This is a genomic window from Rhodoferax sp. UBA5149, assembly GCF_002413825.1.
Classification (GTDB): domain Bacteria; phylum Pseudomonadota; class Gammaproteobacteria; order Burkholderiales; family Burkholderiaceae_C; genus Rhodoferax.
In genome coordinates, this window is sequence record NZ_DHXT01000042.1 from 5752 (window position 1) to 21715 (window position 15964).

General features: G+C 61.9%; 12 protein-coding genes. 7 read left to right on the plus strand and 5 right to left on the minus strand.

Features of this window, described 5'->3' with window-relative positions; translation table 11 throughout:
• The 4 genes from B3V69_RS03120 to B3V69_RS03135 all read left to right on the plus strand — a co-directional run.
• On the plus strand, nt 1-343 hold a 343-nt coding region (locus B3V69_RS03120), incomplete at its 5' end, for a c-type cytochrome (protein WP_296443701.1).
• A gap of 200 nt (nt 344-543) precedes the next feature.
• Complete coding sequence (locus tag B3V69_RS03125; RefSeq protein WP_296443703.1) at nt 544-693, plus strand: hypothetical protein; 150 nt, start codon at nt 544-546, stop codon at nt 691-693.
• Nucleotides 694-846: 153 nt separating this feature from the next.
• On the plus strand, nt 847-2877 hold the full coding sequence (locus B3V69_RS03130) for a PAS domain-containing hybrid sensor histidine kinase/response regulator (protein WP_296443745.1): 2031 nt from the start codon (nt 847-849) through the stop codon (nt 2875-2877).
• Nucleotides 2864-3511: an RluA family pseudouridine synthase gene (locus B3V69_RS03135; RefSeq protein ID WP_296443705.1), complete on the plus strand. Its 648-nt coding sequence runs from the start codon at nt 2864-2866 to the stop codon at nt 3509-3511. The genes B3V69_RS03130 and B3V69_RS03135 overlap by 14 nt, the downstream gene beginning before the upstream one ends.
• Nucleotides 3512-3565: 54 nt before the next feature.
• Here B3V69_RS03135 and B3V69_RS03140 read toward each other — a convergent pair whose 3' ends face one another.
• The 5 genes from B3V69_RS03140 to B3V69_RS03160 all read right to left on the minus strand — a co-directional run bounded on the left by B3V69_RS03140 (nt 3566) and on the right by B3V69_RS03160 (nt 14243).
• Nucleotides 3566-4246: an OmpA family protein gene (locus B3V69_RS03140; protein ID WP_296443706.1), complete on the minus strand. Its 681-nt coding sequence runs from the start codon at nt 4244-4246 to the stop codon at nt 3566-3568.
• A 166-nt stretch (nt 4247-4412) separates the two neighbouring features.
• Entirely contained in the window at nt 4413-4631 is a 219-nt protein-coding gene (locus B3V69_RS03145) for a CsbD family protein (RefSeq protein WP_296443708.1), read from the minus strand.
• 41 nt (nt 4632-4672) lie between these two features.
• Complete coding sequence (locus B3V69_RS03150; RefSeq protein WP_296443710.1) at nt 4673-4987, minus strand: BON domain-containing protein; 315 nt, start codon at nt 4985-4987, stop codon at nt 4673-4675.
• A 301-nt stretch (nt 4988-5288) separates the two neighbouring features.
• The gene (locus tag B3V69_RS03155) at nt 5289-13997 is read right to left on the minus strand and encodes a GH36-type glycosyl hydrolase domain-containing protein (protein WP_296443712.1); all 8709 of its coding nucleotides are present in this window, start codon (nt 13995-13997) and stop codon (nt 5289-5291) included.
• Nucleotides 13998-14000: 3 nt separating this feature from the next.
• The gene (locus B3V69_RS03160; protein WP_296443714.1) at nt 14001-14243 is read right to left on the minus strand and encodes a hypothetical protein; all 243 of its coding nucleotides are present in this window, start codon (nt 14241-14243) and stop codon (nt 14001-14003) included.
• A gap of 581 nt (nt 14244-14824) precedes the next feature.
• On the opposite strand from B3V69_RS03160, the gene B3V69_RS03165 reads away from it, so the two are divergent.
• The 3 genes from B3V69_RS03165 to B3V69_RS03175 all read left to right on the plus strand — a co-directional run bounded on the left by B3V69_RS03165 (nt 14825) and on the right by B3V69_RS03175 (nt 15959).
• A complete protein-coding gene (locus B3V69_RS03165) occupies nt 14825-15202 on the plus strand; it encodes a hypothetical protein (RefSeq protein WP_296443716.1) in 378 nt (125 codons plus the stop codon).
• A gap of 317 nt (nt 15203-15519) precedes the next feature.
• Nucleotides 15520-15768 carry a hypothetical protein gene (locus B3V69_RS03170; RefSeq protein WP_296443717.1) on the plus strand — a complete coding sequence of 83 codons (249 nt, stop codon included), beginning with the start codon at nt 15520-15522 and terminating at the stop codon, nt 15766-15768.
• A 32-nt stretch (nt 15769-15800) separates the two neighbouring features.
• Complete coding sequence (locus tag B3V69_RS03175; RefSeq protein WP_296443718.1) at nt 15801-15959, plus strand: DUF3309 family protein; 159 nt, start codon at nt 15801-15803, stop codon at nt 15957-15959.
• Nucleotides 15960-15964 lie beyond the last annotated feature (5 nt).

Sequence of the window (15964 nt, forward strand, 5' to 3'; positions counted from 1 at the left end):
CGAGGCATCCCTGTCAGCGCCCGGCGGTGCCAAGCTCTATGAAACGCATTGCGCCCAATGTCACGGCGACCACGGAGAAGGCGTCAGTGGCGCCTACCCGCCGCTGGCTCACAACCGTGCCGTCACCCTGTCCCCTACCGCCAACCTGGTCCAGATCGTGTTGTACGGTGGCTATGCGCCGGCCACAGCCAGCAACCCACGACCGTTTGGCATGCCCCCTTTTGTATTGCAATTGAATGACAAAAATACCGCTGTCGTATTGACCTACATACGCAGCGCCTGGGGCAACCGGGCCCCCCCGGTGACAGAACTCGAAGTCACCCGGTCGCGCGCGCGGCGCTGATCGTCCGCCGCCCTTCCAACCCCCTGACCAGAGTCGGGTGGACAGTGGCCTCGTGGATGCCGATGTGCTGCGCGCGTTCATCGTCGCCAATCGCCCGCTGAAGGCAGTAGACTTTGCACCAGGCGACGCGGTCGTGCGTAGATAATCAATTGGTCCAGTCTCAATTCGAGCGGCCGGACATTCAACTCAGGAGCAAGAAAATGGCAAAAGGTCAGCAAAGCAACAAGATGGTGAAGAAACCGAAAAAAGACACCTCTCCGCCCAAGCCGGTGTCGCCTGACGCCGTGCGCCCTACCGTCACCACCGTGGTGCCGGTGCGCGGGAAACTGAAAAATGCGCCCACCCGCTGATACCAAGAAGCATTAACCGGATGCAGTTTGGTTTGACGCCCGACACGGGAAACGATAGCGCCCATGCGAAGAATTTCCAAGGGTAGAAAGTTTCCCCTGCACGCGGATACGAACAAGCAAGGTGTTCTTGCTGAAGGTTATTCCCTGCCGCAGATGGTCGAGGATCTGCGCAAGTACCAAGCCGAGCTGGAGATACAAAACAAGGCGCTGCGGTACAGCCAGATCGCGGCGGAAGGCGCATCAGAACGTTTTCTTACGCTTTTTTCAAACGTGCCTCTGGCCCTGATGGTGGTGGACGAAAACGGTTTGGTGCTGGAGAGCAATGCCATGGCTTTGCGTCTCTTTCGACCTTTGGAGCACGATTCGCCGCTGAATTTTTTGTTGCCGCTGGTGAGTGCCGAACACGTCGACAAAGTCGCGCTCGCGTTCACAAGTGCCAAAAATTCGGGCACCAGCGAAACAACAGAAGTTGTTTTTTCATGTGGCTCCAGCGGGGTTTTCACGGGGGACCTGCATATCGCCCGCATTGAGAACGCGCAGGACGAACTGGCACACTTCATTTGCGCCATCATTGACCAGGGCCCGTTGCTGACCCAGCGCCGCGCCTTGCAGGTCAGTGCCAGCGCGCTACAAGAGCGAAATGAAGAACTTCAGCGCAGCCAGGACAGACTGGCGTCCATTATTAACGCATCACTCGACGCGATTATTTGTGTCGACCAAGATCACCGCATCACCATCTTCAACCCCACGGCGGCAGCGCTGTTCCAGTGCGCGCCGGGCCAGGCACTGGGCAATCAACTTTCACGCTTCCTGCCTGATGCGGCTCAAACGCTGAGCTATGCGGCGCTCACGAGCCACGCGCAACTGGGCGAGATGACGGGGCTCACTGCCAGCGGAAAAACCGTCGCCATCGAAATCAGCGTGTCTTTTGAGCGTCACCCTGACGGCGATACCACCACCATTTTTGCCCGCGACCTGACCGCCCGCAAGAAAATTGAGGCCCACCGCAATTCACTGGAGTCCCAACTGCGGGAATCTCACAAAATGCAGGCTGTGGGCACCATGGCGGGCGGCATTGCACACGATTTCAACAATATCATCAGCGCCATTCTGGGCAATGCCGAGCTCGCCAAGCAGGATGCGGGACCGACGTCGCCGGCGCTTGTCAGTCTGACCGAGATTGACAAGGCGGGGCGAAGGGCACGCGATCTGGTGCGGCAAATTCTCACCTTCAGCCGCAATGAATCGCCCAAGCGGGTTCCGATTCACCTGGCTGAAGTCGTGCACGAAACCGTGCGCTTGCTGAAGGTCGCCCTGCCACCCACTGTGAAAATGCTGGTGACCATCGACCCCGGCACGCCGCCCGTGCTGGCCGATGCGACGCAGGTCGAACAAGCGCTGCTCAATCTATGCACCAACGCGATTCAGGCCATTGGCGCTCGGCGCGGCACCGTCAGCATCGAGTTGGGTCACAACCTGCAGGTGGGCGCAGGTCTGGTCGAACGCCGTGGTGGGGTACGCGGCCAGCACGTCAAGCTGGTGGTGCGTGACACCGGTAGCGGCATCGACGCGGATACGCTACGGCGTGTATTCGAGCCTTTCTTCACAACCAAGCCCGTGGGACAAGGTACGGGCCTGGGCCTGGCCGTCGTTCACGGCATCATGCGCACCCACCTGGGAACGGTTGATGTGCAAAGCACACCCGATACCGGTAGCGTCTTCACGCTTTACTTTCCCGCGGCCAGCGATGCGGTAGTGCTTGCCCCAGTGGAGGCACCGAAGCCGAAGCCCGTGCAAGGAATGGGCAAACACATCATGTATGTTGACGACGATGAAGCGCTGGTGTTTTTGGTTGAACGCGCGCTCACCCGAAAAGGCTTTGCTGTCAGCACGTTCACAGACCCCCGGCTGGCGGTCGCGGCATTGCGAGCCAAGCCCCTGGACTTTGACCTGGTGGTGACCGACTACAACATGCCTGGCTATAGTGGCATAGACCTTTTGCGGGAGGCCCGCTTGATTCGTCCGGAGCTCCCGGTGGCGCTGGCTTCCGGCTACGTCACCCCCGAGATTGAGCAAAGCGCGCTGGCAGAAGGTGCGCAAGCACTGATTCACAAGCCCAACGACGTTGACGAAATGTGTGAGACATTGCAGCGACTCCTCCAGCCCGGCGATGCGCCCGGTTGAGCTCACGGTGCTGTATGCCGACGATGCCATGCTGGTACTGGACAAGCCAGCCGGTCTGCTGTCGGTGCCGGGACGCGGCGAAGACAAACAAGACTGCCTGAGTGCGCGGGCACGGCAACTTTACCCGGATGTGCTGATCGTGCACCGGCTCGACATGGCGACTTCGGGTGTGATGGTTCTGGCACGAGGGGCCGCCGCACAACGCACCTTGAACCATGCCTTTGCCAGCCGAAGCGTGACCAAACGCTACATTGCCATCGTGGACGGACAGCTGGCGCCACCGCCTGAAGACTGGGGAATCATCGACCTGCCAATTATTGTGGACTGGCCCAACCGGCCGCGACGCGTCATTGACCACCAGCTTGGCAAGCCCAGCATGACACGCTGGCGCGTGCTGTCACACAACCGACGCCTTGATACCACCCGGATCGAACTGGAACCCATGACGGGACGCTCCCACCAACTGCGCGTGCACCTGCTGGCATTGGGGCATCCCATTGTGGGCGATGCCCTGTACGCCAGCCAGCGAGTTCAGGCCATGGCAGACCGCTTGCTGCTACACGCCTGCTCACTGGAACTGAGTCACCCGGTGACCTCCCAAGCCATGCGCTTTGTCAGCGCTGAGAATTTTTGAATTCTTGCACTTGAACGCAGCAGGCTGAGATGGAGATGGCTTAACGCCAACCCGTCATTGCTTGGTGCCTTGCATTTCAACGTCAACGCGGCGATCGGGTTGCAAGCAGGCTATGACCTTGGCGCTCTTCGGGCCTTTGCATTCGCCAGCCTTGGTGACTGGCTGCGATTCGCCCATTCCTTTCGCCTGAATGCGACCAACCGGAATGTCCTTGCTCACCAAGTACTCCTTCACCGCGTTCGCGCGGCGTTCCGATAGCTTCTGGTTGTATTCGGCGCTGCCGAAACGGTCCGCGTGGCCCGTCACAAGGATGACATCGTAGGTCGCACCCTTGAGCTGACGCCCCAAATCGTCCAGCATCGCCCGACCTTCGGGTTTCAAAACCGACTTGTCGAAAGCAAACAGCGCATCGGCCGAAAAGCTCATCTTTTGCGGCAGTGGCATAACGGGCGCAGGTGGAGGTGGAGGTATTGCTGCAGGCGGCGCGGCCGCGACCTCCACGGCCTTAGGCACGGTGGCAACAGCAACCGGCTTGATGGTCGGGTCGCACGGCTCGACCGCCCGCGCTGGTGTCCAGTCGCTGGTATGCCAACACAGACCAGCGCCGCTGACGACGATGCTGCTGGAGGCGTCAACCAAGTAGCCTTGGTTCCTGGCGTCCTGAGCCAGCACCGTCGCGGGAATCAGTGCCGTCGCCGCGCAGGCTGCAAAAACAAACCTCGTCATCGATTTCATAGTGCGTCCTCCTAAAATAAGGTTTGAGAATTAGTGTTCTATCTGGTTGACTTGCGAACATACGGAGCAAGTTCTCCCAACGCGTCGACGCAGGAATCGGGGCGACAGGCGGCATCACAAGCAGCCTTGCCAAATCAGTGGCAGGCGCGAAGCGGATGCAGTTTTATTACTTTGTGAACCACGAATCGGTCGCCTTGCGTTGCCACTCGGCAATCTGCTTTTCAGCGTCATCCTTGGCCACGCCATATCGCTCCTGGATCTTGCCCGCGAGCTGGTCGCGACGACCGGCGACGACATTGAAGTCGTCATCGGTCAGCTTGCCCCATTGCTCCTTGGCCTTACCTGTAACTTGTTTCCAATTGCCTTCAATGCGATCCCAGTTCATAACAAGTTCCTAGAGTAGATTGAAAGACCACAAGTGCCCGCTTACGGGCGGACAGCGATCTCGTTCTTGACCGCCTTCACGCCGTTCACGCCGCGCGCGATGCTTTCGGCGGTGCCCCTCTCAACCGAGCTCTTGGCGAAGCCCGACAGCATGACGGTGCCATTGAGCGTCTCGACCCGAATGCTGGTCGCGTCGACCAGCTTGTTTTCGACGAAGCGCGACTTGATGAGGGTGGTGATGCCGGTATCGTCAACGTAGGAGCCAACGGTTTCCTGGCCGCGACTGACTGCGCAGCCGGACGCGGTAAGCAGAGCGACGGCAGCAATGGCGGCGGCGAAAATGGTGCGGATGTACATGGTGAATCTCCAGTTAAAGTTGACGTATGCTTTGGTTTTTCCGGGTGACGATGAGCCCCATCACCCAAGGGCGGAAAACCGTGAGACCTCAATCGGCAAGCCAATTCTTCAGCGTGCTTTTGCCGGAGGCGGTGTTGCCAGGAACATTCTTTTTGGGGATCATGACGACTCCTGAGTTGATGCCTATTGCCCAGTGCGCTGATACACCAAGCCGATAGGAGAACTGTAAAAGCACCGGCCCGGTGCAACTATCGGCGCCAGCCGCCTGTCCGTGTAGGACGATGCCGCACATCCCTGTCCGCTATGGTTGACGCGCGCTTGGGGGCGCAGCCTCGTCCAGCAGTGGGATCACGAAGCAGGAGTTCGGCGCCAAGTCGGGCCAGCGCAAGGGCTGACCGGGGCGCAGCAGCTTGGCGCCCCATGGCGCCGTCGCTGCCAGCGCTGCGGCCGCGCCGGCCCGGTGCATGATGAAACGCATCGTGCGGCCATCGCGAACCAGCGTCAGTTCGGCCCGATGCCAATGCGAGGGCAGACAAGGTGAAAAACACAATTCCTGCGCACCTTGGTGTAACCCGAAAATCGACTCAATGGCCGCGCGGTGCATCCATGCCGCGGCGCCGGTATACCAGCTCCAACCGCCGCGCCCGACATAGGGCGGTTGCGTATACACATCCCCAGCCATCACATACGGCTCGATGCCGTACACCGCGCCATGGGTCGGATGGCGCGCGCGATGCGCAGGGCTCAGGTAAGTGAAGTAGCGATACGCGAAGTCACCGATGTCGCGTGGACCCGGAAGGCTCTTCTCGAGGTCGCACTGAGCCATCAGCGCCCATACGCCGGCGTGCGAATACTGGCCGCCATTTTCTCGCACGCCGGGCGGATAAGCCTGGATGTAGCCGGCGCTCGGGACTGCATTCACGAGCGGCGGGTCGAGTAGTCGGATCAGCCCGGCCTCATGGTCCACCAGGTGCACCTCCACCGCAGCCATCGCCATACGCTGCAAGGCCGGCGGTGCAGCCCTGGACAGCACGGCCCAGGCTTGTGCAATCAAGTCAATACGGGCCTCCGGGTTGGACTGCGAACCCAGTGCTTGCCCGTCGTCAAAGAAGGCACGCTTGAACCACTGCCCGTCCCACGCCGGGCCGTTCAGAGCCACCTTCCAGCCCTGCGCGGCGTTCTCCCAACGCTGCGCGCGCGTCTCATCGCCACGTTCACGCGCCAGTGGTGCGAAGTCGGCCACCAACTGGCACAGGAACCAGCCCAACCACACCGATTCGCCGCGTCCCTCAATGCCGACCCGGTTCATGCCATCGTTCCAGTCACCGCTGCCCATCAACGGCAATCCGTGCGCGCCGACACGCAAGCTGCGATCGATGGCACGTGCGCTGTGCTCATAGACCGACGCCTGCTGCGCGCTGACATCGGGTGTGTAGTAGGCATCCTCGGCGCCTTCGGGAATAGCAGCTCCTTCGATGAATGGCACGCTCTGATCGAGCAGCGTGGCATCGCCGGTCACGCGCAGGTAGTGCATCGTGGCGTGCGGCAGCCACAACAGGTCGTCGGAGAAATGCGTGCGCACACCGGCACCGGTGGGCGCATGCCACCAGTGCTGCACATCACCCTCGGCGAACTGCCGTGACGCGCCCAGAACGATCTGCTGGCGCAGCATATCGGGGGCAGCCCACGCCAGCGCCATCGCGTCTTGCAACTGGTCGCGAAAACCGGTGGCGCCTCCAGCCTGGTAAAAGCCGGCCTTGGCCCACAAGCGGCAGGTCACTGTCTGGTACAGCAGCCAGCGGTTCACCATGGCATCAAACAAAGGGTCGGGCGTCTTCACCGTGGCGGCGCCAAGCAATTGATCCCAAGTGCTGCGTACCTGCCCCATGCGCCGCTCGGCAGGCGTCGCCGCGGCCAGGGTAGCAAGCTGGCGCGCTGCGCTCGCGTTCTCGGCATAGCCCAGCAGGAACACCCTCTCCACCGATTCACCGGCGATCAAGGCAACGCGCGTCGAAAGTGCCGCGCACGGGTCGAGCCCGTCGCCGCTGCGCCGGTCGAAGTGATCCGGCAAAACCAGGAGGCCGCGCGCATCGAAACACTCGCGTCGGTCGCAGGTCCAGTCTTCAGCCTCATCCTCTGCGCTTGCGAGGCCGAAGAACGCCGTGCCATCGCCGTAGCCAGCCGAGCGCTCCCGTTGCGTGCACAGTAGTGCGGTGAGCTTCTGCCCGCGCATGACGTCGAGCCCGAGGTTAGACTGTTGCAACGCAGGCAGGCGCTGGCTATACATGGCCGTACGCGCCGTGCTGCGGTCGGCGCGGTTCGCGCCCATCATCCACTCGGCAACGCCGATCACGCGTAGATTCAATGTCCTGTGACCGCGATTGACGAGCCGCAACTGCACCTGCTTGACGGAAGTCTGTGCGTCCACGCACCACGACGCCGTCACCTCCACATCGCCGCGGCGATGACTGATGACGCTGTAGCCCTGCCCATGCGACACCCGGTAGGTCACGCTGTCGTCGCCCCAGGCGGACGGTGTGACGCTCCACACTTCCATGGTCTTGCGGTCCTGCAACAAAAACCATTCTGACGGCGGGTCGGCCACCGGATCGTTTGACCAGGCGGTGAGCTGGTTCAAGCGGCTGTTCACCGCCCAGGTGTAGCCGCCACCGGCTTCCGAAAGCTGGGCGCCGAACGCGGGGTTGGCCAGCACATTGATCCAGGGTCGAGCGGGGCGCAAATCGGCACTGACTTGGAAACGGAACTCGCCCGAGGTTGCCGCAAACTCGCCCACCGGTGCCGGAACGGCGGCAGTCGCGCCCGAGGCAACGGACACCGCCGAGGTCGATCTGTCGTGTCGTTGCTCGAAAGCCTGCTCATGTAGCTCAATCCATTCCTGCACATGGTGCGCGAGCGGTCGGCCGTCGGCATTGAGTCGCACACGGGCCTGGGCCTGCAGCGTGCTCAGTTCTTCGCTGGAAAGCTCGTCGGCGCGCAGCACATGAAAGCCTGTAACGGCAGGGGCGCCTTGCGCGCCACTGTTTGCCACATGACGCTCGCGCAACGCAATGATCTCGCGATGCAGCGCCATCAGGTAGGAGATGGGCTCTGCATTCACCACCACCAGGTCGCAGGCGATGCCGCCCCAAGCCCACAGGCTCAAGGCCTGGGCCATTGAGCGCAACAAGCCCAAGCCCTGCAGCACGCCGACCGAGACGAGGATGAGGGGACGATCACCCGAGATGCCGAAGCGCCAAAGCAGTCGCCGGTCACAGACCTCGACCGCCGCGTTCTCGAAGCGGACCGCTCTGGACTGTGGGCGCGTCAGACTCAACACCAGCGCCGTGGTCAGCGTCTGGACAGCCGCGAAGTTCTCGCCGCTGATGCGCAAGGCGCGCAAACGAATGCCGGTCAGCGTGGCCGACATCAATGAGGCGCGTTGCACGTGGCTGTGTTGCCGGTACTTGTCGATCACGGCGCGTAAGGTCCCGCCGTTGTCGGAGGCTGCCGTGGCGAAGGTCAATAAGGCCTTCGCATTGGGTGCAATGCGAAGCTGCACGGCCAAGGCGCATACTGGGTCAAGGCCGGTGTCAAGCCGGGCAGCCGGATCGCTTGATTCCGACGGCAAGGGATCGAAAGAGGCCAGCGGCTGGTTCACCGCATGGTTGCGGCCTCGCCAGCGCTGCCGGTCGGTCGTCAGGCGCATGCCCACCATATACGGGTCAGTTTCGGCCAAGAAATGCGCGGCCTGCAGTCCCCGCTCGGTGGGCAGGCGGGGCTTGCGTTCGAACAAAAGTGCCTGATGCGTGGCCAGCCACTCAGCACGCACGAAGAGGTTCGTGAACGCGGGGTGTGCTTCATCGGCAAGCGAGTCGGACAAGGTGACTTCGAAGGCTGATATCAGTTCGATTTCGAGCGTGCGATTGCTCAGGTTGCGCAGCTCAACTTGCCGGAATTCGATGTCGTCTTCCGGACTGACCCACACGGTGACGTGGGTTTGCAACCCAGGCCAGGTCGCATCAAAACATACGCGGTCGCCGTGGTAAGTGCTCTGGTAGTCGGCAGCCGGGTCGGGTGCGGGATGCTGGGTGAGCGAGACCGGCCGCTGCTGACTGTCCCAACGCACGTAGAAGAAGCTGCCATAGGCATCGCGCAGCGCATCGTCACGCCAACGCGTGATACTGGTCTGGCCCCATCGGCTCCAGCCCGCACCATTGGCGCGCAGCGACACGGTGTAACGCCCGTTCGACAGCACATGCGTGGGCTCCACTGCCGTCGACCCCGGCAACACCTCGCGCAGCAGCCTCGCTGTACGTCGTCGTTGCAGCGCCTGCGGCGGCGGACCCATTGCGGGCGCGTACAGCATCGACACCTCGCGCGGCGCTCGCTCGTGTAGCAGCGAGGTCACCGCCTCAACGTGCGCATTGGCCATGCCCCAACGCTGAGCGGGGCCGCCCAGCAGCACGTTGGCCAGCGCCACGATGCTCATGCCCTGGTGGTGCGACATGAAGGTGCTCACCGGCGTGAACACCTCACCACCCGATTGCCGCGCAGGGGAGAAGTCGAGCGCCTCAATGAACCCATAGCGTGCGCGTGCCGCCAGCTTTTCCAGCGCCGCGAAGTTGCCAACAGCGAGGTGAGGTGCAATCTGCGCCGCCAGAGCCGTGGCATAGGGCGCAATCACCAGCTCATCAAGTGGCGTGCGGCGCAGCGCCAGTCTGGGCACCCCTTGTGGCGCGTACTGGTACGCCAAAGTGTGGTCGCTACCGGCGTAGGCCGACTCCGATATGCCCCAGGGAACGTCTTGCGCCTGCGCGAAAGCGATCTGCTCTCGAATGGCGGCACGGCCGGCGTCACGCAACACGCTGCCATACGGCTCATCGAGCACCAGGCTTGGCATCAAGTACTCGAACATCGAGCCCGACCACGAACGCAAGCCCGCCTCCGCGCCGACGGCGTAGAACAGTCGCCCAAGGGAAGTCCAATGGCTCACCGGCACATCGCCCTTGGCGACAGCCAACAGGCTGGTCAGACGCGATTCCGACGCCAGCAAATCATAAAAACCCGCATCAAGCTCCTGCTCTGCGACCCGAAAGCCAATGTGGAGAAGATGCCGCTTGTGGTGGTACAGGAAGCTGAAGTCGGCTTGCCAGGCTAATTGTTCGCACTCATCGGCCAGCGCCTGCAAGCGCCGGGCGGCCTCGTGCGTGTCCGACACACCCGCTGCATCGACCCTCGTTGCAGCCTGCACGTCAAGCCAGGCTGAGCGCAGCGTCGCCACGTAATCGACCAGGCGCCATGCCAACTCATCCCGGGGCTTCGGTTGCGCCGGGGCCACGGGTTCAGCCTTGTCGGACAACAGAGTGGCCAGTTCGTCACCGGCCTCGCGCAGCCAGCGCTCAAACTGCTCGGCGTTATGGCGGCATTCGGCCAACGGGTCTGGCAGGGCCAGCAGGCGCGCCAATGCAGCGTCGCCCAGCAAGGTCGGCAGCAGGTCGGACCAAAGCGGAAGCAGCGGCGCGAGTCGTTTCCTTGCGGCCAAAATGGCACGCTGCGCCGCGTCACCATCATGCGGCGCGCGCGCCAGTTCCAGGCAAGCCTGCGCCACCGAGAGCAAGTGACCGCTCAGGTTTCCGCTGTCCACGGTAGACACATACATCGGCAACAGGGGCGCGCACGTTTGCGTGTCGTACCAGTTCATGAAGTGGCCACGATGGCGCTGCAGGGTGACCAGCGTGGCGAGCGTCGCTTCCAGGCGCATCAGCAACTCTTGCGTTCCGATCCAACCGAACTGCCGGGCGCAGGCTACGCTCAGCAAATACAGGCCGATATTGGTGGGCGAGGTGCGATGCGCTACCATATCGTGTGGCAGGGTCTGCAAATTATCGGGCGGCAAATGATTGTCCTCAGCGACTACGCAACGCTCGAAAAAACGCCAGGTATCGCGCGCGATACCTTCCAGATAGGTCTGATCCTGAAGCGGCAATGCCGCGTCCTTGTGCGCTGGGCACGGCCGACTGACCCACCAGGTCCATACCGGTGACGCGGCCCAGAAAAGGCAGAGACCAAGCGTCAGAAAAGGGTAAGGCGTAGTCGCACCAAACCACGTCTCATGCAGCGCGACGAGCAGCAGTAGCGCCACCACCGGCAAGCTCCAATGCTGACGCGCCAACGCTGTAAAACCGGTGTTCGCCTGCGCCTGCGCGGTCGCAGCGGTGGTCCATTGCAGCAGATGGCGACGGCTGATGGTCATGCGGTAGAGCGCACGCACGATGGCGTCCACGGACATCAGCGTATGCTGCAGCAACTGACCCAAATGCCACAGACCGCCCCACACGGTCCTTGCCAGGTCGGTCGCAGCCTGACGATAGAAATAGAGTTTGGCCACGTCGTCCCGGCTGGGAGAAAACCCCGCCACGGCACCCATCAGCGGCCCCGCGGAAAACGCGGCCATCACCAGCGCCAACGCAGCCCAGGGCGACACGACGGCGCCGCCCAGAGCCAATAGCAGCAAGGCCAACGACATGGGAGCGACGAGCGAACGACGCAAGTTGTCGAACATCTTCCAGCGGTTGATGATGCGCAGGCGATAACGCACAGGACTCAGAAGGAACGGCAGCAACTGCCAGTCGCCACGGGTCCAGCGGTGCACGCGGGACGCGGCCACGTCAGCATGAAACGGCGCATCCTCAATCACGGTGATGTCGGTCACCGCCGCGCAGCGTGCCATCGAACCTTCGAGCAAATCGTGGCTTAGCACCTGGCCATCGGGCAGGCGTTCGGACAGCACAGCATGCATCGCCCGGACGTTGAGCAGCCCTTTGCCGGTAAAGGTGCCTTCGCCGAACAGGTCTTGATAGACCTCCGACGTCGCGGCACTGTAGGGGTCGATGCCGCACTGTCCGGCAAACAACCAGTGATAGAGAGTGAAGTCCTTGGACGCGGGCAGCGGCGTGGCCACGCGAGGTTGCAAAATGCCGTAACCGCTCACTACCCTGCGCCCGCTGACGTCGAGCAGTGGTTGATTCTGCGGATGCGCCGCCACCCCTACCAGTTCGCGCAGCCGTCCGGGCGGCAACTGGGTGTCGCTGTCAAGCGTGACGATGTACTGGATGTCGGCTCCGATGCGAGATTCGGCACCCAAATCCAGAAACGCGACGGACGCGCCCTCCGCCACCGCGGCGACGAGCAATTCCAGCTTGCCGCGCTTGCGTTCCCAACCGATCCAGCGCCGCTCGGTCTCACTGAAGAGGCGCTCTCGATGCAACACAATGAAGCGCGGTGCCGCTCCGGGCTCTTCGGCCTCGTTGGGATAGCGCAGGTTGAGCGCGCGGATCTGCTGTCTCGCGCTGGCCAGCAAGGCGTCGTCCGAAGCCACATGCGGCGTGTCAGCATCGGCCCAGTCGGTCAGCAGCGCAAACTGGGCATGGCGCTCCGGGTTCGCGAGGTAATGCAGTTGCAACCGGTGCACCAGGTCGTAGGCCGATGCGATGCTAGTCAACATACCCGGAATCACCACCATCACCCGATGCTCAGGCGGTATGCCATTCGCCAAGGCCAGGCGGGGCAGGTGTTGGGGCCGGGCGGACTCGCTAATCAGCCGGTTGATCACCGCCACCACGGCTTCGGACGCCGGAGACATCATCAGCGCCGCGCCCAGCAGGGTCAGCCACACCGGAGCGTCTGTGCCTGCCAGTCCGGCACGGTGGCGCACCAGTATCCACGCGACCAAGGCCAGAGTACCCAGCAGCAGCGCGCTCAAGTAGACGGGCAAGACCATGCGGCTCGAAACGGCGCGCCACGGAAAAGCCAAGCGCGGGCGCAGACCGAGCGCACGCATCAGGGCGGGTCGACCCGCGCCACGCAACCAGTAGCTGGCCACCGCGGTAGCGTTGTTCATGCCCTCGGTGTTGCGCATCAGATCAAGCAGCGTTTGGGCCACCAACACTTCGCTGCGACCACTGCGTCTGGCCAACAACTCGATGCCGTGCAGCGTCTGGTCACGCGTGCCGGCATGCTCGGCTTCGAACACCGCCGAGGTCAGCATCAACCGCATCAACGCGCTGGTGCGAGCGACAATCTCGGGCCAATCGGCGTCGCCGATAACGCGCAGCGACGTGACCGCATTGCTCACACTCAGGTTGTCAGCAGCCCGGTCGGCGCTTTGCTGCGTCTGCACTGCGGCCATGTCGGGCAGCGCGTTATGCAGCCAGTCGTGAAAAAGTGTCTGCTCACTGGTTTCACCGGTTGCGCGGCGGTCTTGAAAGCGTTGCGCCATCTGAGCCAGAAACACCCGACCGACGCCGCGCTGACTGAGCAGGGCCAGCAACTGGTCGAGGGCCTGCACCGTGTAGGTTTCGATGCGATCGAAACACAGGTTGGCCACCTCGCGCGCCGCCTTGTTGGTGGCCACGCGCTCGGCCAGACGGCGCAAGTTTTCGATCAGCACGACACGCAAGGTGGTCGGCAGCGCCCACATCTCGCTGAGGTTCAGTTCGCGGCTTTCCTGATAGGCGCTCAAAAACTGCATCAGCAAGCCTTCATCGAAAGCGCCATCGGTGTGAGCCACGAAGGCCCACGCCACGCCATAGACGCGCGGCAAGCCAGCCAGCGGCTCGTCCAGCAGCATTGGCAAGGTGCGAAAGTAGCTGCGCGGCAAACCCTCATGAATTTCCTTGAGCTGTGCTTCGATCAGGTGAAAGTTGTCGAGCAGCCATTCGGCCGCCGGACTGATGTCGTAGCCGGTGGACGATTGCACTGCGATGTAGCGGTGCGCTTCGCGTAGCGTGTGGATATTACTTTGCAGGCGAGGAAAAAAAGTTGCCGCATGCGAGCTTGCCCTGGCGGCGCGATGGGTTTCACCAAGACTGCGCCCATGCTGTGCAAAACGTTGCAGCCCGAATATCTCGGAGCGTATCGGTGGCTGCACCGCGCCGCGCGAACTGTCCAGGATGTCTTGCAATGCCTGCGGCGCCTCCGGTACCAGGCGCAGAAGCTCGGATTGCGACATGCGCTACAACACCAGGGAACCGACACCGATCAGCAGCCCAACCACGACCAAGGTCGTCACAAAACGGGCCGCCACAAAGCCGTGCATCGTCTGTGCGATGCAATGCAAAGCGAACAAGCGGCCACGCGCGCCCCGGCACAGGTTCAGGTGCTCTCCCAGAGCCCACAACTCCGTCGGCGAAGTATCGGCGGTGTCGCCGAATGATGCCGTGCTCCAGCACGGAATAACGATGATATTGGTGTTCATAACAAGCTCCCGGCGCACGGCCGAAAAGCCGAACGCAATAATGAAGAAATACGATGCCCGCTTTTGACCTATGTCCTGTGATCCAAACCGCGAGATGGTGACGGTTAGATAATATGAACGGTGAGTTACGGTGTCTGTCAGACAGCGCGCTTTAGCACGTAGGACAATCTCCTTTTGGCGGTTCGGCGACACGACTGACCGGTACCTGCTGCCAAGTAGGCGAGTCCAAAACGCACCGGTGACACCGTGGCCAGCGCATGGACGGCGATCAGTTCAAGGCGTGTACAAAACTCAGCCCCCTTGATGCCTGGCATGGCGCAGGCTTTTGTTGGCGACCGCACAGACGACATACCTTCTTTTCCGGTACGGTCCGCCCTGTGTCCTATTGCAGCGCACGGATTGAGTTGGTCCCTGTAGCGCGTCCACGCAGTTCCCTTGCCCCTCCTGGAGACTCCATGCAAAGCATTCTCGTATCCAATCGTGCGTCATCCCCGTACCTATCCGTCCCCAGACATACGCCTGAGACAGCGAAGTCCCGCCTCCAATGTGCGCACGAGGTTAGCGTCGATTACCGGTTCGTCATGATGCTCAATTCCTATCGAGTCAGCGGCGGGCTCGCGCGAGTGCCTGAAGTGGTCGCGCTATTCAAACGCCACGGTAGGTCCGATGTTGCAACGCTCGCCAGCTGGATCGACAACAGAGAAGTGCTCAGCTTCGAGTGGCAGTCGCAAACCTGGCTACCGTTGTTCCAGTTCAACCGATTCGACATGACGCCTCGACCAGAACTGGGTCAGGTGTTAGCGGAGCTGACATCCGTCTACGGTCCTTGGGAGTTGGCGAACTGGTTCGCGCAACCTAATCCCTGGCTCGTGGATCGTACCCCGGCCGACATGCTTGGGTCCGATCTGCCAGCGGTTTTGAACGCCTCGCGCGCTGACCGCTTCATTGCAAATGGATGAGGCCTGCAATACGATCCGGGTTAGCGCTGGGCCACGAAATGAACCTTTCGCCATCTTTCCAAGCTTGGGCACCGATGCGATGACTCTTGGACGCGTCCGGATCACAATTTGCCGATTCGCGGCATTTTGTCGGAGACAGAAAATACACAAATCGTCGTCGACGTGACGAAAGTTCTCTTCTATGTTCGCCAGCGCACTGAACTGTGCCGGGCAGGTGACTAAGCTTTGCAATTACCGAGTGCGACTGTCCAGTCTTGCCGGTTTTTTCGCGGGCGCTTTGAAGCCGTCCGTGTAACGACTATTTAAAAGGATTCATCATGAACCGTTCGATGCCAATTCTGGCGCTGCTCGCCGCGCTGACCTTGGGCGCCTGTGACCGACCCAGCGTAGTTAATGTTCCCGCCACACCCGTCGCGGTGCCAGGACCTGTCGGCCCAACCGGTGCCACCGGTAGCCAGGGCGCAACGGGCGATCAAGGCAACGAAGGCAACAAGGGCGCAACCGGCAAGTCCGGCGACGGCACCACCGTGATCGTGATGCCTGCGGCCTCAGCGCCAGCGAACTGAACCCATTCATTCACGCCTTCAAGGAGAAACTCATGAGCCTGGGAACCATACTGTTGATCGTTTTGATCCTGATGCTGATTGGCGCCTTTCCGACTTGGCCGCACAGCCGCAGCTGGGGCTACGGTCCGAGTGGCGGATTGGGCTTGGTGGTGATCATCATTGTCATCCTGCTATTGACCGGACGGCTTTGACAGCT

Excerpts from the sequence above, each read along its gene's own strand:
- B3V69_RS03125 (WP_296443703.1), top strand. The coding sequence starts at position 544 with ATGGCAAAAGGTCAGCAAAGCAACAAGATGGTGAAGAAACCGAAAAAA.
- B3V69_RS03130 (WP_296443745.1), top strand. The coding sequence starts at position 847 with ATGGTCGAGGATCTGCGCAAGTACCAAGCCGAGCTGGAGATACAAAAC.
- B3V69_RS03135 (WP_296443705.1), top strand. The coding sequence starts at position 2,864 with ATGCGCCCGGTTGAGCTCACGGTGCTGTATGCCGACGATGCCATGCTG.
- B3V69_RS03140 (WP_296443706.1), bottom strand. The coding sequence starts at position 4,246 with ATGAAATCGATGACGAGGTTTGTTTTTGCAGCCTGCGCGGCGACGGCA.
- B3V69_RS03145 (WP_296443708.1), bottom strand. The coding sequence starts at position 4,631 with ATGAACTGGGATCGCATTGAAGGCAATTGGAAACAAGTTACAGGTAAG.
- B3V69_RS03150 (WP_296443710.1), bottom strand. The coding sequence starts at position 4,987 with ATGTACATCCGCACCATTTTCGCCGCCGCCATTGCTGCCGTCGCTCTG.
- B3V69_RS03155 (WP_296443712.1), bottom strand. The coding sequence starts at position 13,997 with ATGTCGCAATCCGAGCTTCTGCGCCTGGTACCGGAGGCGCCGCAGGCA.
- B3V69_RS03160 (WP_296443714.1), bottom strand. The coding sequence starts at position 14,243 with ATGAACACCAATATCATCGTTATTCCGTGCTGGAGCACGGCATCATTC.
- B3V69_RS03165 (WP_296443716.1), top strand. The coding sequence starts at position 14,825 with ATGATGCTCAATTCCTATCGAGTCAGCGGCGGGCTCGCGCGAGTGCCT.
- B3V69_RS03170 (WP_296443717.1), top strand. The coding sequence starts at position 15,520 with ATGAACCGTTCGATGCCAATTCTGGCGCTGCTCGCCGCGCTGACCTTG.
- B3V69_RS03175 (WP_296443718.1), top strand. The coding sequence starts at position 15,801 with ATGAGCCTGGGAACCATACTGTTGATCGTTTTGATCCTGATGCTGATT.